This is a genomic window from Streptomyces cyaneus, assembly GCF_004028635.1.
Classification (GTDB): domain Bacteria; phylum Actinomycetota; class Actinomycetes; order Streptomycetales; family Streptomycetaceae; genus Streptomyces; species Streptomyces cyaneus.
Genome location: NZ_ML138678.1, coordinates 1,446,787 through 1,468,424, shown reverse-complemented (window position 1 = coordinate 1,468,424; position 21,638 = coordinate 1,446,787). Strand labels below are relative to the sequence as shown.

General features: G+C 70.0%; 22 protein-coding genes. 14 read left to right on the top strand and 8 right to left on the bottom strand.

Features of this window, described 5'->3' with window-relative positions; translation table 11 throughout:
- The first annotated feature begins 12 nt into the window (after positions 1-12).
- Both hppD and EHO50_RS06565 read left to right on the top strand, forming a co-directional pair.
- Positions 13-1,158 carry a 4-hydroxyphenylpyruvate dioxygenase gene (hppD, locus tag EHO50_RS06570; RefSeq protein ID WP_128428805.1) on the top strand — a complete coding sequence of 382 codons (1,146 nt, stop codon included), beginning with the start codon at positions 13-15 and terminating at the stop codon, positions 1,156-1,158.
- A gap of 146 nt (positions 1,159-1,304) precedes the next feature.
- Positions 1,305-2,165 carry a phage baseplate protein gene (locus EHO50_RS06565; RefSeq protein ID WP_128428804.1) on the top strand — a complete coding sequence of 287 codons (861 nt, stop codon included), beginning with the start codon at positions 1,305-1,307 and terminating at the stop codon, positions 2,163-2,165.
- A gap of 831 nt (positions 2,166-2,996) precedes the next feature.
- Here the strand turns inward: EHO50_RS06565 and EHO50_RS06560 are convergent.
- Complete coding sequence (locus EHO50_RS06560) at positions 2,997-4,532, bottom strand: tetratricopeptide repeat protein (protein ID WP_128428803.1); 1,536 nt, start codon at positions 4,530-4,532, stop codon at positions 2,997-2,999.
- Positions 4,533-4,635: 103 nt separating this feature from the next.
- On the opposite strand from EHO50_RS06560, the gene EHO50_RS06555 reads away from it, so the two are divergent.
- Positions 4,636-6,042, top strand: coding sequence for an FAD-binding oxidoreductase (locus EHO50_RS06555; RefSeq protein ID WP_128429012.1), 1,407 nt, complete (start codon positions 4,636-4,638; stop codon positions 6,040-6,042).
- Positions 6,043-6,065: 23 nt separating this feature from the next.
- On the opposite strand, the gene EHO50_RS06550 is transcribed toward EHO50_RS06555, so the two are convergent.
- Positions 6,066-6,479, bottom strand: coding sequence for an SsgA family sporulation/cell division regulator (locus tag EHO50_RS06550; protein ID WP_128428802.1), 414 nt, complete (start codon positions 6,477-6,479; stop codon positions 6,066-6,068).
- Positions 6,480-6,741: 262 nt separating this feature from the next.
- Between EHO50_RS06550 and EHO50_RS06545 the strand changes: the two genes are divergently transcribed.
- Together EHO50_RS06545 and EHO50_RS06540 are read left to right on the top strand one after the other, a co-directional pair.
- Positions 6,742-8,349 (top strand): RDD family protein, encoded by a 1,608-nt coding sequence (locus EHO50_RS06545; RefSeq protein WP_128428801.1) that lies wholly within the window; start codon positions 6,742-6,744, stop codon positions 8,347-8,349.
- 89 nt (positions 8,350-8,438) lie between these two features.
- Positions 8,439-9,095, top strand: coding sequence for an RDD family protein (locus EHO50_RS06540; protein WP_128428800.1), 657 nt, complete (start codon positions 8,439-8,441; stop codon positions 9,093-9,095).
- Between the two features lie 57 nt (positions 9,096-9,152).
- On the opposite strand, the gene EHO50_RS06535 is transcribed toward EHO50_RS06540, so the two are convergent.
- The gene (locus EHO50_RS06535; protein WP_128428799.1) at positions 9,153-9,410 is read right to left on the bottom strand and encodes a hypothetical protein; all 258 of its coding nucleotides are present in this window, start codon (positions 9,408-9,410) and stop codon (positions 9,153-9,155) included.
- Between the two features lie 393 nt (positions 9,411-9,803).
- On the opposite strand from EHO50_RS06535, the gene EHO50_RS06530 reads away from it, so the two are divergent.
- Entirely contained in the window at positions 9,804-12,146 is a 2,343-nt protein-coding gene (locus EHO50_RS06530; protein ID WP_128428798.1) for an immune inhibitor A domain-containing protein, read from the top strand.
- 70 nt (positions 12,147-12,216) lie between these two features.
- Here the strand turns inward: EHO50_RS06530 and EHO50_RS06525 are convergent, their stop codons facing one another.
- Positions 12,217-12,624, bottom strand: coding sequence for a hypothetical protein (locus tag EHO50_RS06525; RefSeq protein WP_128428797.1), 408 nt, complete (start codon positions 12,622-12,624; stop codon positions 12,217-12,219).
- Positions 12,625-13,110: 486 nt separating this feature from the next.
- Between EHO50_RS06525 and EHO50_RS06520 the strand changes: the two genes are divergently transcribed.
- Positions 13,111-13,458 carry a hypothetical protein gene (locus EHO50_RS06520; RefSeq protein ID WP_128428796.1) on the top strand — a complete coding sequence of 116 codons (348 nt, stop codon included), beginning with the start codon at positions 13,111-13,113 and terminating at the stop codon, positions 13,456-13,458.
- A gap of 160 nt (positions 13,459-13,618) precedes the next feature.
- Here the strand turns inward: EHO50_RS06520 and EHO50_RS06515 are convergent, their stop codons facing one another.
- Positions 13,619-14,209 (bottom strand): nicotinamidase, encoded by a 591-nt coding sequence (locus EHO50_RS06515; RefSeq protein WP_128428795.1) that lies wholly within the window; start codon positions 14,207-14,209, stop codon positions 13,619-13,621.
- A gap of 136 nt (positions 14,210-14,345) precedes the next feature.
- Positions 14,346-15,704, bottom strand: a complete 1,359-nt coding sequence (locus tag EHO50_RS06510; RefSeq protein ID WP_128428794.1) for a nicotinate phosphoribosyltransferase — start codon at positions 15,702-15,704, stop codon at positions 14,346-14,348.
- Positions 15,705-15,826: 122 nt separating this feature from the next.
- Here EHO50_RS06510 and clpS point away from each other — a divergent pair, with 122 nt between their 5' ends.
- The 7 genes from clpS (at position 15,827) to EHO50_RS06480 (ending at position 20,717) form a co-directional block, all read left to right on the top strand.
- Positions 15,827-16,144: an ATP-dependent Clp protease adapter ClpS gene (gene clpS / locus EHO50_RS06505; RefSeq protein ID WP_030053518.1), complete on the top strand. Its 318-nt coding sequence runs from the start codon at positions 15,827-15,829 to the stop codon at positions 16,142-16,144.
- A 44-nt stretch (positions 16,145-16,188) separates the two neighbouring features.
- Positions 16,189-16,797 (top strand): DUF2017 domain-containing protein, encoded by a 609-nt coding sequence (locus EHO50_RS06500; protein WP_128428793.1) that lies wholly within the window; start codon positions 16,189-16,191, stop codon positions 16,795-16,797.
- Positions 16,798-17,177: 380 nt separating this feature from the next.
- Entirely contained in the window at positions 17,178-18,617 is a 1,440-nt protein-coding gene (locus tag EHO50_RS06495; protein WP_128428792.1) for an amino acid permease, read from the top strand.
- A gap of 144 nt (positions 18,618-18,761) precedes the next feature.
- Complete coding sequence (locus tag EHO50_RS06490) at positions 18,762-19,184, top strand: M67 family metallopeptidase (RefSeq protein ID WP_128428791.1); 423 nt, start codon at positions 18,762-18,764, stop codon at positions 19,182-19,184.
- Between the two features lie 86 nt (positions 19,185-19,270).
- The gene (locus tag EHO50_RS45780) at positions 19,271-19,366 is read left to right on the top strand and encodes a putative leader peptide (protein WP_019759525.1); all 96 of its coding nucleotides are present in this window, start codon (positions 19,271-19,273) and stop codon (positions 19,364-19,366) included.
- 114 nt (positions 19,367-19,480) lie between these two features.
- On the top strand, positions 19,481-19,759 hold the full coding sequence (locus EHO50_RS06485; RefSeq protein WP_128428790.1) for a MoaD/ThiS family protein: 279 nt from the start codon (positions 19,481-19,483) through the stop codon (positions 19,757-19,759).
- A gap of 7 nt (positions 19,760-19,766) precedes the next feature.
- Positions 19,767-20,717 carry a PLP-dependent cysteine synthase family protein gene (locus EHO50_RS06480; RefSeq protein ID WP_128428789.1) on the top strand — a complete coding sequence of 317 codons (951 nt, stop codon included), beginning with the start codon at positions 19,767-19,769 and terminating at the stop codon, positions 20,715-20,717.
- A gap of 34 nt (positions 20,718-20,751) precedes the next feature.
- Here EHO50_RS06480 and EHO50_RS06475 read toward each other — a convergent pair whose 3' ends face one another.
- Positions 20,752-21,228, bottom strand: a complete 477-nt coding sequence (locus EHO50_RS06475) for a type II toxin-antitoxin system PemK/MazF family toxin (RefSeq protein WP_128428788.1) — start codon at positions 21,226-21,228, stop codon at positions 20,752-20,754.
- A gap of 37 nt (positions 21,229-21,265) precedes the next feature.
- Entirely contained in the window at positions 21,266-21,547 is a 282-nt protein-coding gene (locus EHO50_RS06470; RefSeq protein WP_128428787.1) for a hypothetical protein, read from the bottom strand.
- Between the last annotated feature and the right edge of the window lie 91 nt (positions 21,548-21,638).

Genomic DNA, 21,638 nt, shown 5'->3' with positions numbered 1-21,638 from the left:
GAGGCTGCGCCTATGACGCAGACCACACACCACACTCCCGACACCACCCGGCAGGCCGACCCCTTCCCGGTCAAGGGAATGGACGCGGTCGTCTTCGCCGTGGGCAACGCCAAGCAGGCGGCGCACTTCTACTCGACCGCCTTCGGCATGCGGCTGGTCGCCTACTCCGGACCGGAGAACGGCAGCCGTGAGACCGCGAGCTACGTGCTGGAGAACGGCTCGGCGCGCTTCGTCCTCACCTCCGTCATCAAGCCCGCCACCACCTGGGGCCACTTCCTCGCCCAGCACGTGGCCGAGCACGGCGACGGCGTCGTCGACCTCGCGATCGAGGTGCCGGACGCGCGCCGCGCGTACGCCTACGCGCTCGAGCACGGCGCCCGCTCGGTGGCCGAGCCGTACGAGCTGAAGGACGAGCACGGCACCGTCGTCCTGGCCGCCATCGCCACGTACGGCGAGACCCGCCACACCCTCGTCGAGCGCACCGGCTACGAGGGCCCGTACCTCCCCGGCTTCGTCTCCGCCGCACCGATGGTCGAACCGCCCGCCCAGCGCACGTTCCAGGCCATCGACCACTGCGTCGGCAACGTGGAGCTCGGCCGCATGAACGAATGGGTCGGCTTCTACAACAAGGTCATGGGCTTCACGAACATGAAGGAGTTCGTGGGCGACGACATCGCGACCGAGTACAGCGCGCTGATGTCGAAGGTCGTGGCCGACGGCACGCTCAAGGTCAAGTTCCCGATCAACGAGCCCGCCATCGCCAAGAAGAAGTCCCAGATCGACGAGTACCTGGAGTTCTACGGCGGCGCGGGCGTCCAGCACATCGCGCTCAACACCAACGACATCGTGGCGACGGTACGCACGATGCGCGCGGCCGGCGTGCAGTTCCTCGACACTCCCGACTCGTACTACGACACCCTCGGCGAGTGGGTCGGCGACACCCGCGTCCCCGTCGAGACCCTGCGCGAGCTGAAGATCCTCGCCGACCGCGACGAGGACGGCTATCTGCTGCAGATCTTCACCAAGCCGGTCCAGGACCGTCCGACCGTCTTCTTCGAGATCATCGAGCGACACGGCTCGATGGGCTTCGGCAAGGGCAACTTCAAGGCGCTGTTCGAGGCGATCGAGCGGGAGCAGGCCAAGCGCGGCAACCTCTGAGGCTCCTGCGAGGCCTGCGCAACCTGTGCAACCTGCGAGTCCTGCGAAAGCTGTGAATTCGTAGAAAGCGCAACCACATGGGCCCGGTTGGGCCTCTCCAGACGTGCGGGCGCCACGGGGGTGCCCGCACGACCGGGGAGAGAGCAGTGGCCGACCGTTTCGACCTGTCCGCACCGTCCGAGCGCTGGCTGTGGAAGAAGGCGACGCTGCGGGAGCCCACGATCCTGCAGTCGTTCGCCTTCGACGAGGTGAACCGGCACCTGTACGCCCTTCAGCTGCGGCGGGGCGGCGGCGTCGCCGGTCACCTGTGCCTGAACAAGCTCGACCTCGAGGGCAAGCGCTTGGGCCACATGTACCTCCAGGGCTTCGGGCACGGCGTCAGTGTGGGCGTGCAGAACGATCCCGACGGCACGGTGTGGATCTGGACCGAGGCCGACGCCAAGGGCGGCTACGGCCGGGGCGTCACCCGGTTCCGCTTCTCCGACGGAGCCGTCCGCACGCGGGAGGACGTCAAGGTCCGCCACCCGATCCCGGGCTCCACCCACAACCAGCCCTCGGTCTGCATGACCTCGCGGCGCATCGCCGTACGCCACCGCGTCGACGGCGAGCCCCGCTACCGCGTCTGGGACCTGGACGCCTTCGTCGCCCGCGACTACTCCGCCCCGGTCGCCGACTTCCCCCAGACCGGCGCGCACCCCAACGCCGAGATCCCCTTCCAGGGGTACGCCCTGGACGGCGACCACCTCTACCAACTGGCCGGCACCGCCTACGACGCCAAGACCAACCCGCCCGCCATGCGCGGCAACGCCCACATCTCCTGCCTCGACATCCGCACCGGCGAACTGCTCGACCGGCAGCGCACCGAGGCCGGCCACTCCCTCGACCACCGCGAACCGGAGGGCCTCGCCGTCCGCCACGGCTCCGCGGCACGACTGTGCCTGGGGCTCGCGTCCGGGCCGGAGGGGAAGCGCAGGTTCTCGATCTACTACAAGCCGCGGGCGGTCTGAGGGCCCGCAGCCGCGGTGGCCGGAGGGCCTGCAGCCGCGCGCGACCGGAGGACCTGCAGCCGGGGGCGGTCTGAGGGCCTGCAGCCGCGTCCGGTCTGGGGACTTGTAGCCGCGGTGGCAGGGAGGTCCCGTAGCCGCGCCCGGTCTGAGGACTCGCAGTCGCGCCCGGTCCGAGGTCCCGCAGTCGCGCACGGTCTGAGGGCTCGCAGCCGGGGTGGCCGGAGGGCCTGCAGTCGCGCCCGTCTGGGGATTCGTAGCCGGGGCGGCCGGAGGTCCCGTAGCCGCGTCCGGTCTGAGGACTCGCAGTCGCGCCCGGCCCGAGGTCCCGCAGTCGCGTCCGGTCTGAGGGCCTGCAGTCGCGCCTGGTCTGGGGACTCGTAGCCGCGGTGGCAGGGAGTCCCGTAGCCGCGCCCGGTCTGAGGGCCCGTAGCCGCGGTGGCCGGAGGGCCTGCAGTCGCGGTGGCCGGAGGGCCTGCAGTCGCGCCCGTCTGGGGATTCGTAGCCGGGGCGGCCGGAAGACTCGCAGTCGCGTCCGGTCTGAGGTCCCGCAGTCGCGCCCAGCCCGAGGTCCCGCAGTCGCGTCCGGTCTGAGGGCTCGCAGCCGCGGTGGCCGGAGGGCCTGCAGTCGCGCCCGTCTGGGGATTCGTAGCCGGGGCGGCCGGAGGTCCCGTAGCCGCGCCCGGTCTGAGGACTCGTAGCCGCGCCCAGCCCGAGGTCCCGCAGCCGCGGCCGGGCTGACGACCCGCCGTCGCGCCCAGCCGGAGAACCAAAGCCGCACGCAGCCGGAGGTCCCGACGCCGCGCCCAGCCCGAGGACCCGGCGCCGCGGCTCTCACCCCTGCTGCGGCTTCGCGTCCATCTCCGGTACGTCCTCCATCGACGGCTCGCCCAGTGCCGCCAGCGCCGCCTCGGCCAGGGGCACCCGCGTCGGTGAGAACTGCGGGTTGATCCGCAGCGCCTCCTGCAGATGCCGCCGGGCGGGCCCCGCCAGCTCCAGTTCCCGCTCGATCATCCCCCGGTGATACACGTACAGCGCGCTGCGCACCCCGCCCCCACGCGCCTTGTCGGTCGCGATCCTGGCGTACTTCAGCGCCGCCTTGTCCTCCCCGGCCCGGTGCAGCGCCCACCCCAGCGCGTCGGCCACCGCGATCGCGGGCTGGCGTCGCCATTCGGTCCGCAGCCGTCGTACGGCGGACTGCGCGTCGCCGTGGTCCGCCTCGAAGAGGCCCAGCACCAGCTCCTCGTCCACCCCGCCCGCCGCGGCCTGCGCCGCCCGCTCCCGCAGCAGGTCGTACTGGACCCGGGCCGCCTGCCCCAGCCCCAGCGACTCGTACAACTCGCCCAGTTCCAGCGCGTACTCGGGACGCGGCTGCTTGGCGAGCGCCACCCGGTAGGCGTTCAGCGCCTCCGTCGTGCGGCCCAGCGCGGCCAGCGTCCGCCCTTGCCCGGCGAGCGCGGCCCGCTGGTCGGGGTCGAGACGTACCGCCTCTTGGAAGTGCCGCAGCGCCACCTCCAAGTCGCCGCGTTCCCAAGCGAGTTGACCGGCCCGTTCGAGATACGCCGCCCGCTCGGCCGGCGCCTCGGCGGCCGCCGCCGCGTCGGACAGAGCCGCCGCCGCGTCCTCACGCCGGCCCCGGTCCCGGTAGACGGCCGCCGCCCGCGCCTGCACCGCCGGCCCCGAGCGCAGCTTCAGCAGCCGGTCAAGGGTCCGCTTGGCCGCCTTGTACTCGCCGAGCCCCGTGTACGCGTCGATCAGCTGCGGATACGTCGTCCACCGCTTCCGGTTCACCTGAAGAGCCGCCTCGCCCCACGTCAGCGCCGCCCGGAAGTCCCGCCGCGCGTTCGCCAGCGCCGCCATGCCGTCCAGCGCCTCGGCGTTCCTCGCCCGCACCTTCAGCGACGTACGCAGCGCCTTCTCCGCCTTCGGGTAGTTCACCGGCTCCGCGGTCCGCCGCCCCTGCTCCACATACGCCGCGCCCAGCACCGCCCACGAGTGAGCGTCCTTGGGATGCGTCCGCAGGTGGGCCTCCCTCTCGTCGATCAGCACCGCCAGATCGGGCAGCGCGGCCGGCACCCCCGAGGTGACCGCGGTGAGCGCCTGCGCACCCGGCGCCGGTGGCGCGGCCTCCCGCGTCCCGGTCGTCCCCCACGGCAGCAGCGCCAACATCCCACCGAGCACCGCACACCCCGCCACCGCCGCGATCAGCACCCGCCGGCGGATGCGCGAGCGGTCCGGCGTGGGCTGCCCGTTCTCAGAGGCGTCGTTCTCGTCCTTCGAGGCGTCGTCCTTCGAGGCGGCGTTCTTCGCGGCATCGTTCTTCGAGGTGTCGTGCTCCGTGGCGCTGTTCTCGGTGGCGCTGTTCTCCATGGCGATCACTGTGCGTGAAACCGTGCGTCAATACGACGACCACACCCGCCCGACCCCGGCTGCCGTACGCGGGGTTCACACCGATGGCCCCGGGTGTCACGCTGTGATCATGAGCCGTACCGAAGCCGCACCCGACCAGGCCCGGGGTGACCTCACCGAGCGGCTGCTCGCGGGTCTGCCTGCCGAGGCCGTCCTGACCGACCCCGACGTCACGGCCTCCTACGCCAACGACATGGCCAGCTTCTGCCCGGCCGGCGCCCCCGCCGTGGTCGTCCTGCCGCGCACGGTCGAAGAGGTCCAGCACGTCATGCGCACCGCCACCGAGCTGCGCGTCCCCGTCGTCCCGCAGGGCGCCCGCACGGGCCTGTCGGGCGGCGCCAACGCCTCCGACGGCTGCATCGTGCTGTCCCTGACCAAGATGGACCGCATCCTGGAGATCAGCCCCGTCGACCGCATCGCCGTCGTCGAGCCCGGCGTCATCAACGCCGCCCTCTCCCGCGCGGTGGGCGAACAGGGCCTGTACTACCCGCCGGACCCCTCCAGCTGGGAGATGTGCACGATCGGCGGCAACATCGGCACCGCCTCGGGCGGCCTGTGCTGTGTGAAGTACGGGGTGACGGCCGAGTACGTCCTCGGCCTGGACGTGGTCCTCGCCGACGGACGCCTGATGTCCACGGGCCGCCGTACGGCCAAGGGCGTCGCGGGATACGACCTGACCCGCCTCTTCGTCGGCTCGGAGGGCTCGCTCGGCATCGTCGTACGGGCCGTCCTGGCGCTCAAGCCGCAGCCACCGCAGCAGCTGGTCCTCGCCGCCGAGTTCGCGTCCGCGGCCGCCGCCTGCGACGCCGTGTGCCGGATCATGGCCGGCGGGCACGTCCCGTCACTGCTCGAACTCATGGACCGTACGACGGTCAAGGCCGTCAACGACCTGGCGCACATGGGACTGCCGGAGACGACCGAGGCCCTGCTGCTGGCCGCCTTCGACACCCCGGACCCCGCCCCCGACCTCGCCGCCGTGGGCGCACTGTGCGAGGCGGCCGGCGCCACCCAGGTGGTCCCGGCGGACGACGCGGCCGAGTCCGAACTCCTGCTCCAGGCGCGGCGGTTGTCCCTCACCGCGCTGGAAGCGGTGCGGGGCGTGACGATGATCGACGACGTGTGCGTGCCCCGCTCGCGGCTCGGCGACCTCATCGAGGGCGTCGAGCGGATCGCCGAGAAGCACCAGCTCACCATCGGCGTCGTCGCGCACGCCGGCGACGGCAACACCCACCCGACCGTGTGCTTCGACGCGGCCGACGCCGACGAGTCCCGGCGCGCCCGCGAGTCCTTCGACGAGATCATGGCCCTCGGCCTGGAACTCGGCGGCACGATCACCGGCGAGCACGGCGTGGGCGTCCTGAAGAAGGAGTGGCTGGCGCGCGAGATCGGCCCGGTGGGGATCGAGATGCAGCGCGCGATCAAGCAGGCCTTCGACCCACTGGGCATCCTGAACCCGGGCAAGCTGTTCTGACCCGTCCCTTCGGTCGGTACGGCTCACTGGGCGAGCAACTGGTCGAGCGCGTCGTCGATCCCCAGCTGCTCGCCCTCGGTCCCCGGCGGCACCACCCTGAGCGTCCGCTCCAGCCAGGCCGACACCTGCGCCGCCGGCGCCTCCAGCAGGGCGTCCCCGTCGGGCGAGCTCAGCGCCATCAGCACGACGCTGCGGCCCTCGACCTTCGTCGGCCACACCCGCACGTCCCCGTGCCCGCACGGCCGGAACACCCCCTCGACCAGCAGATCGCGGGAGAAGGTCCAGTACACGGGGTGCTCGGAGTTGATGTGGAAGGTGATGTGCACGGCGTACGGATCGTCGCTGTGGTAGCTCAGCCGGGCCGGCACGGGAACCCCGCGCTCGGGCGACAGGATGAGCCTGAGCTCCAGTTCGCGCTCTACGACCGTGTAATGCATGGCGTGGGTGTCCTCTCTCGCGCCGCGTGCGGGTCCTGTGGGCGGTCCCGTACGAGTGGAGAGCGCGGAGAGGGGTGGATCATTACGCGGGTTCGCAGAACTTTTTTCCGGCCTGTTCCGGGGGCGATTCCGTACTTGTGAAGTACGTGTACGAGGTTGCCCGGAAAGGAGTGGGTCCTACGGGACGGGCGGTGCTTGTTGCGTCGGTCTGATAGATGTGGAGGCCCCCAATCGACCCTCGAGCAGATACCGGACGACGGACATGAGCGCCCCAACCCCGGCCCCAGGTGACGACAGGCCCCGCGAAGGGTATTACCCGGACCCGTCCATTCCTGGATATGTCCGGTACTGGAACGGTGCCTCCTGGGTACCGGGCACCAGCCGTCCGGCACCGACGGACGGCGAATCGCTCGCGCCGCCGCCGGGCGCGAACCCGGGCCGGCCCACGTCGGCCGCGGCCGCCCCGGCCGGCTCGGTCGAGGAGACGGGCCCGCACTTCTTCGACGAGGACCCGGTGCGGGAGCCGCAGGCCGATTCCCAGCACGGCAGCCGCCCCGAGCCGGCGTCGGCCTGGGGCGCCGACTCCGCCCACCAGTCCGGCTTCGGCGGCGACCAGGACCGCCGCGTCTCCTGGGGTGCCCCGCAGGGCGCCGACCCGAGGGACCCCGGCGCGGCGGCCGGGCCCGTCCACCCGGAGGGCCACGCCGCCCGTACGGACGGCAGTGCCTCCGTCCCGCCCGCCGAGCCGGACGCGGGCGCCGGGGGCGTCGCCTCCGGTGACACGTTCATGATCCGCCGACCGGTCGCGGAGTCCGGTGGAGCGTCGGCCTCCGGCGCCGCGGGGCAGGCCACCGGCCGTGTCCCGAACCCCGCCGGCCCCGCGCCCGTCGACGGCACCATGGCCATCCGCGCGCTGTCCCCGCGCACGGGGCAGCAGGGCGGGGCGGCCGGGGCGCAGGCCGGAAGCACGGGCGCGTCCGCCGGTTCGGGCGCCGCACATCCGGATGCCCACCACCCCTCGGCGGCCGGCGCCCCGCAGGGCCCCGGCTTCGGTGCCGGGAAGGCCGCCGCGGACCGCGCCGCGGTGGCCCAGGGACAGGCCCAGGGACAGCCTCAGGCGGGCGCTCAGGCCGGGGCTGCCGCCCCGGCGGCCGGCGCCGCTCCCACGGCCCTCTCCGGCCCGCAGCAGGCCGCCCCGAGCGTCCCCCAGCAGTCCGGCCCCCAGTCCGCGCCCGCCACTCCCATGGCCGCCGGTGCCGGTGGCGGCCAGTCCTCCTGGGCGCAGCAGGTCCACCGGCTCGCGGGCCCGTCCGGCGACGACCAGCCGGTCGCCCCGTGGAAGCCCCCGGTCGAGGACATCTTCCAGGCGGCCGCCATGCGTCAGGCCGCCGCCCGCCCCGCGGGCCTCGGCAAGCGGCTGGCCGCGCGGCTGCTGGACACCGTCGTACTGGCCGCCGTCACGGCGGTCGCCGCCGTACCGCTCGGCACCAAGGCGATCGACCACCTCAACGACAAGATCGACGCCGCCAAGCTCTCCGGCGAGACGGTCACCGTCTGGCTGCTGGACGGCACGACGTCGATGTATTTCGGCATCATCCTGGCCGTCCTGCTCCTGTTCGGCGTCGTCTACGAAGTCGTGCCCACCGCCAAGTGGGGCCGCACGCTGGGCAAGAAGCTGCTCGGCATGGAGGTGCGGGACATCGAGGCCCACGAGCCGCCGCAGTTCGGCGCCGCCCTGCGCCGCTGGCTCGTCTACAGCATCCCCGGCCTGCTCGTCATCGGGGTCGTCGGCGTGCTGTGGTGCGTCTTCGACCGGCCGTGGCACCAGTGCTGGCACGACAAGGCGGCGCGTACGTTCGTCGCGGGCTGACCGCATACGGCAACCGGCCCGGACGATTCCGTACTCCGGACGGCCCCGCGCCGGATGCGAAGCCGGGGGGTTCGCGGTCGACTCGGGCCATGAGCAGCGAACCGCCTCCCGGCTCCGGTCAGCAGCCTCCGGAAGACGACCCGTTCAGGAAGCAGCCCCCGCCGTCCGAGGGCGCGGGCCCGCCGTACGGCGAACAGCCCCCGTACGGCGGCCAGCCGCCGCCCCCCTCCGGCGGCGGCCCCTACGGCGGGGACCCGTACGGCGGCGGCGGTTACCCCACCGACCCGCTCGCCGGGATGCCGCCACTCGCCGACAGCGGCAAGCGCACGCTCGCGCGGATCATCGACATGATCCTGGTGGGAGTCGTGGTCTGGCTGCTCACCTGGGGCTTCGGCGTCACCGAGTACGACGTGGACGCCGACGACGTGGAGTACAGCAAGTCCTTCGTGCAGTCGCTGATCGCCGCTCTGCTCTTCATCGGCTACGACACCTACATGACCGTCAGGGCGGGGCAGACGCTCGGCAAGAAGCTGCTCAACATGCGGGTGGCCAACCTCGACAACGGCGCCACGCCCTCCGTGCAGACCGCGCTGATCCGGGCGGCGGTGCTGTGGATCCCGTTCGCGTTCTGCTGCGCCTGCATCTGGACCGTGATCTGCGGCGGCTGGAGTTTCTTCGACCGGCCCTACAAACAGGGCCTGCACGACAAGGCGGCGAAGACGGTGGTGGTCAGCACCAACACCTGAGGTGGGCCAACACCTGAGGTGGACCAACACCTGAGGTGGACCAACACCTGAGGTGGGTCAGGGCCGCGTCAGCACGGGCTCCTCCGCCTGTTCCCGTTCCGCGCCGGCGGGCTTGCGCACCGCCACCACGCGGGGCCTCTTCGGCATGGGCACCGTCATGGCGACCAGCAGCCCGAGCATGAGCGCCGAGACGGCGATGACCGCGATCCCCACGCCCGAACTCGTCTGGGACAGCAGCAACATGGCGAGCGTCGAGAAGATCACGGTGCACGAGCCGTAGGAGAGCTGTGCGGTAGTCGGACGAGGCATGATCATCGTGTCCTCGGAATCAGGGGTGCACGGGGGTCTCGGCCTGGCTTTCCGCCGACGTCCGGGCGTTCCGCCATCCGACTCTAACCGCGTGCATGCCCGAGGGGAACAAACCGTAAGCGTGACCTAACCAACAGTGCCGGTGCACAGGGGGCGCACGGAGTCATGCCGTCCAGTAGGTGGACGGCGCCACGCGCCCATTGCCCGAAAGGTCGTTGTCCGCTAAACGAACATCGACTTCGCATAGTGCAATTGACCTGTGCAAGTCAAGGTCTGTCTTTTCTCCTTAACCTCTAGTCAAATGTCGTCACTTGACTACACGCGTTGATCAGGCGCGCGCGGAAACCTCCATGACCAGGACCCTTCCTTCCGCGTGCCCGGACGCGGGGGAGGAAGCAAGTGACCAGCAGACCCTGGACGTTCAGAGCGGCGGCTACCGCCGTCGCGCTCGCGACGACCGCGGCGACGTTCTCGACCTTCGCGGTGGCTCAGGCCGACGAAGGCGCGCCGACGGCGTCCGTGGAGCGGCACGACCCGGCGGAGCACACTCACGCCGACCACGACCTGGAAGGCCCCCTGAGCAAGACCCAGGAGGCCCAGCGCGAAGAAGCCCTGAACCAGGTCATATCCGGCAAGGCCAAGGTGAAGGAGCGCGCGGGCTCGCAGGTCGTCGAGCTCAAGAGTAAGAAGGGCGACAGCAAGTACGTCGAGCTGGGCCGTGAGAAGACCGACAGGATATTCACGATCCTGGTCGAGTTCGGCGACAAGATCAGCGAGTTCGGTGGCACGGCCGGCCCCGCCCACAACCAGATAGCCGAGCCCGACCGCGAGAAGGACAACTCGACGGCCTGGCAGGCGGACTACAACCAGAAGCACTACCAGGACCTCTACTTCGGCACCGGCAAGAAGACCGAGTCGCTGAAGAAGTACTACGAGAAGCAGTCCTCGGGCCGCTACTCGGTCGAGGGCGAGGTCACCGACTGGGTCAAGGTCCCCTACAACGAGGCCCGTTACGGCAACAACGCCTGCGGCCAGACCAACTGCTCCAGCGTCTGGAACGTCGTCAGCGACGGTCTGAACGCGTGGGTCGCCCAGCAGAAGGCAGCTGGGAAGACCGACGCCGAGATCAAGGCGGACGTGGCGCAGTTCGACCAGTGGGACCGCTACGACTTCGACGGCGACGGCAACTTCAACGAGGCCGACGGCTACATCGACCACTTCCAGGTCGTGCACGCCGGTGAGGACGAGTCCGCGGGCGGCGGCGCGCAGGGCACCGACGCGATCTGGGCCCACCGCTGGTACGCGTTCGGCACCGACGCCGGTGCCACCGGCCCCGCCGACAACAAGCTGGGCGGCGCGCAGATCGGCTCCACCGGCATCTGGGTCGGCGACTACACGGTCCAGCCGGAGAACGGCGGACTCGGCGTCTACGCCCACGAGTACGGCCACGACCTCGGTCTGCCGGACCACTACGACACCTCCGGCGGCGAGAACTCCACCGGCTTCTGGACCCTGATGTCCTCCGGTTCCTGGCTCGGCACCGGCAAGGGTGAGATCGGTGACCTGCCCGGCGACATGACCGCCTGGGACAAGCTCCAGCTGGGCTGGCTGAACTACGACCGGGCCAAGGCCGCCACGGAGTCCGAGCACAAGCTGGGCGTGGCCGAGTACAACACCCGGCACAAGCAGGCCCTCGTGGTCGAGCTGCCCAAGAAGACGGTCACCACCGAGATCGTCAAGCCGGCGCAGGGCGCGAACCAGTGGTGGAGCGGCAGCGGCGACAACCTCGCCAACACGCTGACCCGTTCCGTGGACCTCACGGGCAAGTCGGCCGCCTCGCTGACCCTCGACGGCTGGTACGACATCGAGGCCGAGTTCGACTACCTCTACACCGAGGTCTCGACCGACGGCGGCGCCAACTGGACGGCGCTCGACGGCACGGTCGACGGTGCGGCCCTCCCGAAGGACGCCAGCGGCAAGCCCGCGCTCACCGGCACGGTGGACGCGTACAAGAAGCTGGTCTTCCCGCTCGACGCCTACGCGGGCAAGAAGATCGACCTGCGCTTCCGCTACCAGACCGACGGCGGGGTGGCCCAGAAGGGCTTCGCGGCCGACGAGATCACCGTGACCGCCGACGGCGCGGCGCTGTTCTCCGACAACGCCGAGTCCGCGGACACCGCTTGGGCGACCAAGGGCTTCAAGCGCATCGGCGGGTCCATCACGGACGACTACGCGCAGTACTACATCGCCGAGAACCGTCAGTACGTGTCGTACGACAAGACCCTGAAGACGGGCCCGTACAACTTCGGCTTCTCGTCGACCCGTCCGGACTGGGTGGAGCACTACGCGTACCAGAACGGCCTGCTGATCTGGCTGTGGGACACCTCCCAGGCGGACAACAACACCAGCAAGCACCCGGGCGCCGGCCTCGTCCTCCCGGTCGACTCGCACCCGACCCCCATGAAGTGGGCCGACGGCACGCTCATGCGCAACAGGATTCAGAGCTTCGACTCGCCGTTCAGCCTGTATCGGACCGACGGGCTCACGCTGCACAACGCCGATGTCGCGGTGAAAATCAAGTCGCAGAAGGGGGTCTCGACCTTCGACGACCACAAGGGAACCTACTGGTATGAGGCCACCAAGACCGCTGGGGTCGATGTGCCGGACACCAGGACCCGAATTCGCATTCTCCAGGAGAGCCTGTCCGGGAACACGATGACCGTCGAGGTCTCGAAGTCCTGATACAGGCGAAAGAAAAGGGGCCCGTCGTGCATTCGCAACGACGGGCCCCTTCATTCATGACGGCGGACGACTATCCGCAGTGGTCATGGGTTGCGACACCCCCGTAGCCTTCGATGCTGCCGCTCGCCCAGACGCAGTCTCCGCGCCCTGGGACGTCGACGGGACCCGCGTACCAGGAGTAGTCCTGGCCGTCCCGGTGCTGCTCCCCGGTACTGATGTTCTGGACCTGGACATAGATGTATCTGGTGCCAGGAATGAGGCTGTTGTTCTTGACCATGACGGCACAGTTCTTACCGCTCGAGCTGTCCCAGTAGAGCCGGAGAGTGCCGTACGTCTTTCCTCCGGAGTTGACGTTCACGGCCTCGATCTGATTTCCCGGGCAGCCGTAAGCGCCCGCATGAGCGGTGCCGGTTCCCACGATGACGGCCGTCGCAGCGGTGGCCAGCACGGTGGCAACCGCGCCCAGTTTTCTGCGCATGCCTTCCCCCCTCGATATGGATCTATTGATCTGATCGGTCCGGAAGATTGTCGGCGGGGAGCGCTCTCTTTTACAAGTCTTGAGCTTTCTAATAGCGTCGGCTATGGATCATGAAGTGAGAAGACGGCAATCCATTTGAGGAATTCCGGCAAGTCAGGAATTTGTCGTGCGGGGTATTCGGGCCCTCTCCTTTTCGGCCGCCAGGTCTCGCACGTCCGCCTCGCCCGTCGGCCTCCCAGGTCATTGACACCGCCGCCAGGATCGGCGTCGCCGGCCGGGGGAGCGCCCGCTTTTTGATCTTGGACGAAGATGGCCCGTCAGTGGAGAGGTCGGAGTTTCCGCAGGTCAGAGTGCTATCGGCGGCAGCCCCCTGGCGGGTTGCCGCCGATCGTGTTTAGGTGCACCCTGTGCCTCCGTTATTGACACCGGTACGCACGCCGACCTTGATCCAGACCCTGACACCGACTCGCACGGGGGTGTGACCGCATGGCCGCAGGAGGTTTCTGCAAGCTGCCGACCGGCAGCGTGGTGGTGGCGCTGAACCTGCCCAGACCCACCGCCGACGGCACGGGCTGCGTCCGTGTCCTCGTCCACGCCCAGAACCGCGCCCGAGCCCTGACCAGGCTCCGCAACCTGGGCATGCGGGCGGTCTACCTGCGCGGCAACGCGGCCCCACCGACCCCGGACGAGATCACGGCGGTCCTGCACCACCCGGACGGCCTGATATGGCGAACGGCACCCGACAACGGTGTCGCCATGGGCGGCCCGGAGCTGGCACAGGAGCTGTGGCACCCGATCAGGGCACTGCTGAGGCGGCCCGCGGCGCCGGCGTGAGGACTCAGGACCTGAGGTAGCCCTGACAAAATCGGCGACGGTTCGGCAACGCCCTAAAGGGGCGCGGGGAACTGCGCGACCAGCCACGACGGCGCCGCAGCCGCCAGACGGCCATTCGCAGCACCCCCGCGGAGCGCTGCGCGGCACCCCCGCCGAGCGGTTACGCGACGACCGGCTTCCCGGACAGCTCGACCCCCGCCTCGCGCATCTCCTCCAGCGCCCGCTCGGTGGTCTCCGTGGCCACCCCCGCGGTCAGATCCAGCAGGACCTGCGTACGGAAGCCCTCCCGCGCCGCATCCAGCGCGGTAGCGCGCACGCAGTGGTCCGTGGCGATGCCCACCACGTCCACCTCCGTCACCTCCCTGGCCCGCAGCCAGTCCGCCAGCCTCACCCCGTTCTCGTCGGCTCCCTCGAACCCGCTGTACGCCGCCGCGTACGCCCCCTTGTCGAACACGGCGTCGATCGCGCCGGAGGTGACGGCCGGGGCGAAGTTCGGGTGGAAGCCGACGCCCTCCGTGCCGGCGACGCAGTGCGCGGGCCAGGAGTGGGCGAAGTCGGGGTTCGTGGAGAAGTGGCCGCCGGGCGCGATGTGGTGGTCGCGGGTGGCTACGACGTGCTGGTAGCCGGACCCGGCCGCCTGCCCGATCAGCTCGGTGACGGCGGCGGCCACATCGGCGCCGCCGGGCACCGCGAGGCTGCCCCCCTCGCAGAAGTCGTTCTGCACATCTACGACGATCAAGGCGCGGCGCATGGTCGGTGTCCTTCGGTTATGGACGCTGAGGTCGGGACGGTGCAAGCGTGCGGGCCCGGCCGTGAACTTCCGAGCCTAGAGACTTCGGGTGCCCTGCGGGAGGGGGCATGGAGTGAGCGCGCCGGGCGCACTCACTTCACGACCCCGTCCGGCTCCCCGTGCGCCCGTTGACATATTCCGTCGGGATGACGGGTTCCCCGCGCGAGAGCTGGGTGGCGGACAGCGGCAGACTCGCGCGAGCGGCCGTGTGCCGGTCCCGTACGACGTCCAGCGGCTCACGGGCCACCACGTCACCGCCCTTGACCAGCTCGACCAGCAGCTGCCGGTCGGCGAGCCCGTCCGGCACCGGCCCCGTGCCGACGACCTCGGCCTCCACCACGCCGTACTCGTCGAGGCGGCGCGCGGCCCACTTGCGGCCGCCGATGGAGGTCTTGCCGCCGCTCGACTTCTTCGCCACCGGCACCAGCGGCGCCCCGGAGTCCGCGGACTCGGCGCGGGCGACCAGCTTGTAGACCATCGAGCAGGTCGGATGCCCGGACCCGGTCACCAACTGGGTGCCCACGCCGTACGCGTCCACCGGCGCCGCCGCCAGCGAGGCGATGGCGTACTCGTCCAGGTCGGAGGTCACGATGATCTTCGTGCTCGTCGCGCCCAGCTCGTCCAGTTGCTGCCGGACCCGGTGCGCGACCAGCAACAGGTCGCCCGAGTCGATCCGGACGGCGCCCAGCTCGGGCCCGGCGACCTCCACGGCCGTACGGACCGCCTCGGCGACGTCGTAGGTGTCCACGAGCAGCGTGGTGCCGCGGCCCATGGAGTTCACCTGGGCCTGGAAGGCGTCCCGCTCGCGGTCGTGCAGGAGGGTGAAGGCGTGGGCGCTGGTGCCGACGGTGGGGATGCCGTAGCGGAACCCGGCGGCCAGGTCGGAGGTGGAGGTGAAGCCGCCGACGTACGCGGCGCGGGACGCGGCCACCGCGGCCAGCTCGTGCGTGCGCCGGGCGCCCATCTCGATGATCGGGCGCTCCCCGGCGGCCGACGACATGCGCGAGGCGGCCGCGGCGATGGCGGAGTCGTGGTTGAGGATGGACAGGATCACCGTCTCCAGCAGCACGCACTCGGCGAAGGTGCCCTCGACCCGCATGATCGGCGAGCCCGGGAAGTAGACCTCGCCCTCGGGGTAGCCCCAGATGTCGCCGGAGAAGCGGTAGCCGGCGAGCCACTCCAGGGTCTCCTCGTCGAGGATCCGCCGCTCCCGCAGGAACCCGAGGACGTCGGCGTCGAAGCGGAAGTTCTCGACGGCGTCCAGCACACGGCCGGTGCCGGCCACGACGCCGTAGCGCCGCCCCTCGGGCAGCCGCCGGGTGAAGACCTCGAAGACGCTCCGCCGCTCGGCGGTGCCCGCCTTCATGGCGGCCTGCAGCATCGTGAACTCGTACTGATCCGTGAAGAGCGCCGTCGAGGGAACGTCTACCGGCAGCCCAAGGTCCGCTGTGTTCATGACGACAGATGGTACCCCCATTTCGTCAGACTGACGATTTGTGGGTCGGAGGTCACAACAGGCCCGGCTGTGCAGCCCGGTTGCGCAGCCCGTTTGTGCGACCGCCCCCCTCGGGTGGCAGCATGGGCTCTGTGACGTCACCCGCTCCCCTAGAGATCGAACGAACCGAGTCGGCGGAGGAGGTCTTCGCCGTCCCCGAGCCGGACGTCCCCTGGGTCACGATCGTCCACAACGACCCGGTCAATCTCATGAGCTATGTGACCTACGTCTTCCAGTCGTACTTCGGCTACACCAAGGACAAGGCCACCAAGCTCATGCTCGACGTCCACCACAAGGGCCGGGCGGTCGTCTCCAGCGGTACGCGCGAGGAGATGGAGCGCGACGTGCAGGCCATGCACGGCTACGGTCTGTGGGCCACCCTCCAGCACGACCGCAAATGACCGCCAGCCCTCGCCCGCAGGACCGGAAGTAGCGAATCGCCTCCATGCCAGGAACCTTCGAACCGCTCCCCGGCGGCGGCGCGGCCGTCGCCCTTGATGACGTCGAGATCTCCATCATCCGGTCGCTCGCCGTCCAGTTGCTGGAACTCATCGGCCCCGGCCCCGCCGAGGAGGCCCCCGACGACCCGCTCGCCGAGCTGTTCGCCGAGGGGCCGAGCGAACCGCCCGCCGACCCGGTCCTCAAGCGCCTCTTCCCGGACGCGTACAGCGACCCGGAGGCCACCCCCGGTCCCAAGGAGGCCGAGGAGCAGCGGGCGTACTCCTCGGAGTTCCGTCGCTACACCGAGAACGACCTGCGCGCCGGCAAACGGGACAACGCGCTCGCGGTGGTCCGCTCCCTGGATGCGCTCAGCGCCGCTTCCGCCGGTGAGGGCGGTGCCGTGCTCAAGCTCTCCCCCGAGGAGTCCCAGCAGTGGCTCGGCGCCCTCAACGATCTGCGCCTGGCCATCGGCTCCCGCCTGGAGATCACCGACGAGGACGACACCGACCTGCTCTACCGGCTCCCGGACGAGGATCCGCGCAAGCCGATGGTGATGGCGTATCTGTGGCTGGGCGGGCTCCAGGAGACGCTGGTCGCCACGCTCATGCCGTAGAGCGCGAGAGAGCACGGGAGAGCGCGACAGGGCGCGGCAGAGTACGACTTTTTTGTAGCGATATGTGACTGTTCTGTGTTCGCTCAGAGGACGCTCAAATCCGGATAACGATCGCGTCACCGCCGCCACCCGCTATGGAGACGGCGGTGTTTTTTGTCCGGTTCTTCTTGTGTGATGCGCCACATGTCTCGTAGCCGATCACTGTGACGGCCGTGATAAATCTTCACGACGCCCGCCGAGCACCACCCGAATGTTCGGCCGGGTGCGCCACATGGCCGGCGGATCGTCGGCCGGGCACAGCTCCAGCAATCCGGGGGGATCGAGACCCGATCCGAGGCCGACGAAGGGCCCGGGTCGGCATGGAGAAAGGCGCACTACACATGACCTCTTCGAAGGTCACTGACGCAGAGGCCACGGGCGCCCCCGAGGAGGGGTACGAGCGCGGGCTCGGCAGCCGTCAGGTCCAGATGATCGCCATCGGCGGCGCCATCGGCGTCGGCCTGTTCCTGGGTGCCGGCGCGAACATCGCCAAGGCCGGTCCCAGCCTCATCCTGATGTACGCCCTCGCGGGCGCCATCGTCTTCTTCATCATGCGGGCGCTCGGTGAGCTCCTGCTCTACCGCCCTGTCTCGGGTTCCTTCGCCGAGTACTCCCGTGAGTTCCTCGGCCCGTTCTTCGGCTACTTCACCGGCTGGACGTACTGGCTGATGTGGGTCGTGACCTGCATGGCCGAGCTCACGGCCGCCGCGATCTACGTCGACTACTGGTTCTCCGACATCCCGCGCTGGGTCACCGCCCTGGTCTTCACGGTGATTCTCTTCGGGGTCAACCTGATCTCCGTGAAGCTCTTCGGAGAGCTGGAGTTCTGGTTCTCGATGGTCAAGGTCACCGCCATCATCGGCATGATCGTCATCGGCCTGGGCGTGCTCACCTTCGGCTTCAGCAACGCCGGTGACACCGCGTCCGTCACCAACCTCTGGGCCTTCGACGGCTTCTTCCCCAAGGGCGTCGGCTCGTCCCTGATGACCCTGCAGGGCGTCATGTTCGCCTACCTCGCGGTCGAGCTGGTCGGTGTCACGGCCGGTGAGTCGGAGAACCCGGAGAAGACCCTCCCCAAGGCGATCAACACCCTGCCCTGGCGTATCGCGCTCTTCTACGTCGGTTCCCTCACCGTCATCCTGTGCGTGGTGAAGTGGACCGAGTTCGCGGACGGGGTCAGCCCCTTCGTGAAGGCGTTCGGAATGATCGGCATCCCGGCCGGCGCGGGCATCGTCAACTTCGTCGTGCTGACGGCGGCCCTTTCCTCCGCCAACTCCGGTATGTACTCCACGGGCCGCATGCTGCGGAACCTGTCCGAGAGCGGCGAGGCCCCCAAGGTCTTCGCGAAGCTGTCGTCCACCAAGACGCCGGCCCTCGGCATCACCGTCTCGATGCTGTTCATGTGCGTCGGCGTGGTCCTGAACTACGTCGTCCCGGAGAAGGCGTTCGGCTACGTCACCTCCGTCGCCACCGCGGCCGGCATCTGGACCTGGCTGATGATCCTGATCAGCCACGTCCTCTACCGCCGCGCGGTCGTCGCGGGCCGCCTGCCCGCCTCGTCCTTCCCGGCACCGGGCGGCTCGGTGTGCAGCTGGATCGCCATCGTGTTCCTGCTCTTCGTGACCGGCCTGATCGCGTACGACTCCGACGCCCGCGTCTGTCTGTACGTGATGGCGGGCTGGGCCGCCGCCCTGGGCATCGGCTGGATGATCCTCAAGGGCCGTAACCCGCAGATCACCGCGCGCGGCGGCGAGGAGCCGGAGCTCGAGAAGGTCGGCTGAGTCCGTCGTATTCACGGTCGAGGACGTCCAGCCGCAGGGGCCACTCGTGGCGCCCCCGGCGGCTGCCGCTCAGGACGTCCGGCATGTGGGCCGTCCCGTACCACTCTTCGGTACGGGACGGCCCTTCTGCTTATCCTGACGGGCATGCTGACCATTACCCGGGACCTTTACGACAAGATCGTGGCGCACGCGCGCGAGGACCACCCCGACGAGGCATGCGGCATGATCGCGGGCCCCGAAGGCTCCGACCGTCCGGAGCGGTACGTGCGGATGCTCAACGCCGCGGGCTCTCCCACCTTCTACGAGTTCGACAGCGCCGAGCACAAGAAGCTCAGCGACGAGATGTGGGACAACGACGAGGAGGCGGTGGTCGTCTACCACTCCCACACCGCGACCGAGGCCTACCCGTCCCGCACGGACATCTCGTACGCCAACGAGCCCCAGGCCCACTACGTCATCGTCTCGACCGCGGACACGGACGGCTTCGGCGAGTTCCAGTTCCGCTCGTTTCGCATCCTGGAGGGGCAGGTGACGGAGGAGGAGGTCAAGGTCGTAGAGGCCTACTGAGCCCAGGTCCCACTATCTGGCCAGAATCCGTCCACCATGCGAGATCACACTCTGGGCCCCCGGCCGGGAATCGATACGATGAGCCCATGGTTTCCCACGACGTGAGCGAGAAGACGCCGGGCATGCTGCTCGTGGCGCGGCTGCACGTCGACCTGTGCAGGCTCGCCAGCGCCATCTGTTGACGCTGCCCCTGCCGCCGTACGGCCGTGAGCCGCGGCGCTGCCCACACGCACCACCTGCTGTACTTGCGCTGCCGCGCGCCCCCGACTGACTACTCCCGACAGGAGCCCTGAGCCATGGCCATCGAGGTCCGCATCCCGACCATCCTCCGCCAGTACACCGACGGTCAGAAGGCGGTGGAGGGCAGCGGTGACACCCTCGCCGAGCTGTTCACCGACCTCGAGACCCGGCACGCGGGCATCCAGGCTCGCATCGTGGACGAGGGCCAGCTGCGCCGCTTCGTCAACGTCTACCTGAACGACGAGGACGTCCGTTTCGTCGACGGCATCAACACCAAGCTGTCCGACGGCGACACCGTGACGATCCTGCCGGCGGTCGCCGGCGGCATGGCCTGAGACCGGTATGCGCTACGACTCCCCGCTCGCCGCGGTGGGCAACACCCCTCTGGTGCGCCTGCCGCGGTTGTCGCCGTCCGCCGAGGTCCGCATCTGGGCCAAGCTGGAGGACCGCAACCCCACCGGCTCGGTCAAGGACCGCCCGGCCCTGCACATGATCGAGCAGGCGGAGAAGGACGGCCGCCTCACCCCGGGCTGCACCATCCTGGAGCCGACCAGCGGCAACACCGGGATCTCGCTGGCGATGGCGGCCAAGCTCAAGGGCTACCGCATGGTGTGCGTGATGCCCGAGAACACCTCGCAGGAGCGCCGTGACCTGCTCGGCATGTGGGGCGCGGAGATCATCTCCAGCCCCGCAGCGGGCGGCTCCAACACCGCCGTACGGGTCGCCAAGGAGCTGGCGGTCGAGCACCCCGACTGGGTGATGCTCTACCAGTACGGCAACCCGGACAACGCGGGCGCGCACTACGCCACGACCGGCCCCGAGATCCTCGCCGACCTCCCCTCCGTCACCCACTTCGTGGCCGGCCTCGGCACCACGGGCACGCTGATGGGCGTCGGCCGCTACCTGCGCGAGCACAAGCCGGACGTGAAGATCGTCGCGGCGGAACCGCGCTACGACGATCTCGTCTACGGCCTGCGCAACCTCGACGAGGGCTTCGTACCCGAGCTGTACGACGCCTCCGTCCTGACCACCCGCTTCTCGGTCGGCTCGGCCGACGCGGTCACCCGCACCCGCGAACTCCTCCAGCAGGAGGGCATCTTCGCGGGCGTCTCCACCGGCGCCGCGCTGCACGCCGCGATCGGTGTCGGAAACAAGGCGCTGAAGGCGGGCGAGAGCGCGGACATCGTGTTCGTCGTGGCCGACGGCGGCTGGAAGTACCTCTCGACGGGCGTCTACACGGCGGCCACGACGGAGGAAGCGATCGAGACCTTGCAGGGTCAACTCTGGGCGTGAGCGGCGCCCCGCCCCGGCCCTCCGAGCAGAGCGCCTACGTCGCGAGGTGACGGACCTGGTCCCACACGACCGGGTCCATCACCCCCACCCGCCGCCGGAATTCCCCCACCGGTACGTCCCGCAGCTCGCTGGTCTCCAGGAAGCTCGCCCGCCCACGGGTGTCCCCGACCGAGCCCGGCGGCAGTGGGATGACCCCGCCCCGCTCGTCGCGGTACTTGCTGGTGATCTTCGCGACGGTGACCCGCTGCCCGCGCACCGCGAGCACCAGACACGGCCGGTCCTTCGCACCCGGCCCGTCCTCGTAGGGCACGTTCGCCCACCAGATCTCGGCGGGCTCCGGCCGAGCGGGACCACGCCCGTCCTGACGGGCCGCGGTGCGCCGGTCCGCCCGCCCCGGCGGACGCGTCCGCCGCCCCTCGGGACGCCGCCTGCGCCCCCACCCGTCCACGAGCGTGGCGATCAGTGCGAGCAACACCACCGCCGCGAGCGCCAGCCACCAGGACGTGTCCATGAGGACGACGTTACCGGCGCACGGCCACCCCCGCGCCCTACGCGATCAGAGAGTTGTACAGCTCGGTGACGTGACTCTCGAACGGGGGCGCCCCGAGCTCCTTCGCGGCCGGGACGACCGACTCCTCGAGGAAGCGCCGGAACGCGTCTTCCGACTCCCACACGTCGATGACCTGCCACCCGCCGCCCGCACGAGGTGCCGCGTAGTGGGTGACCAACCCGGCGGGGGGATTCGCGCGATCCGGGATCGCCCGGTCGAAGGTTGCCTGGTAGAGCTCCTGGGTCCACTCGGCGCTGTGGTTGACGACCAGCACGGCCATGCTCGGATCCCTCGATTCACAGTAGGCGACAGCTGCGACAGCATTTCCGACGTTACGTCCATGTTTGTGAGTCGGCGAGGGCGGACCGGAT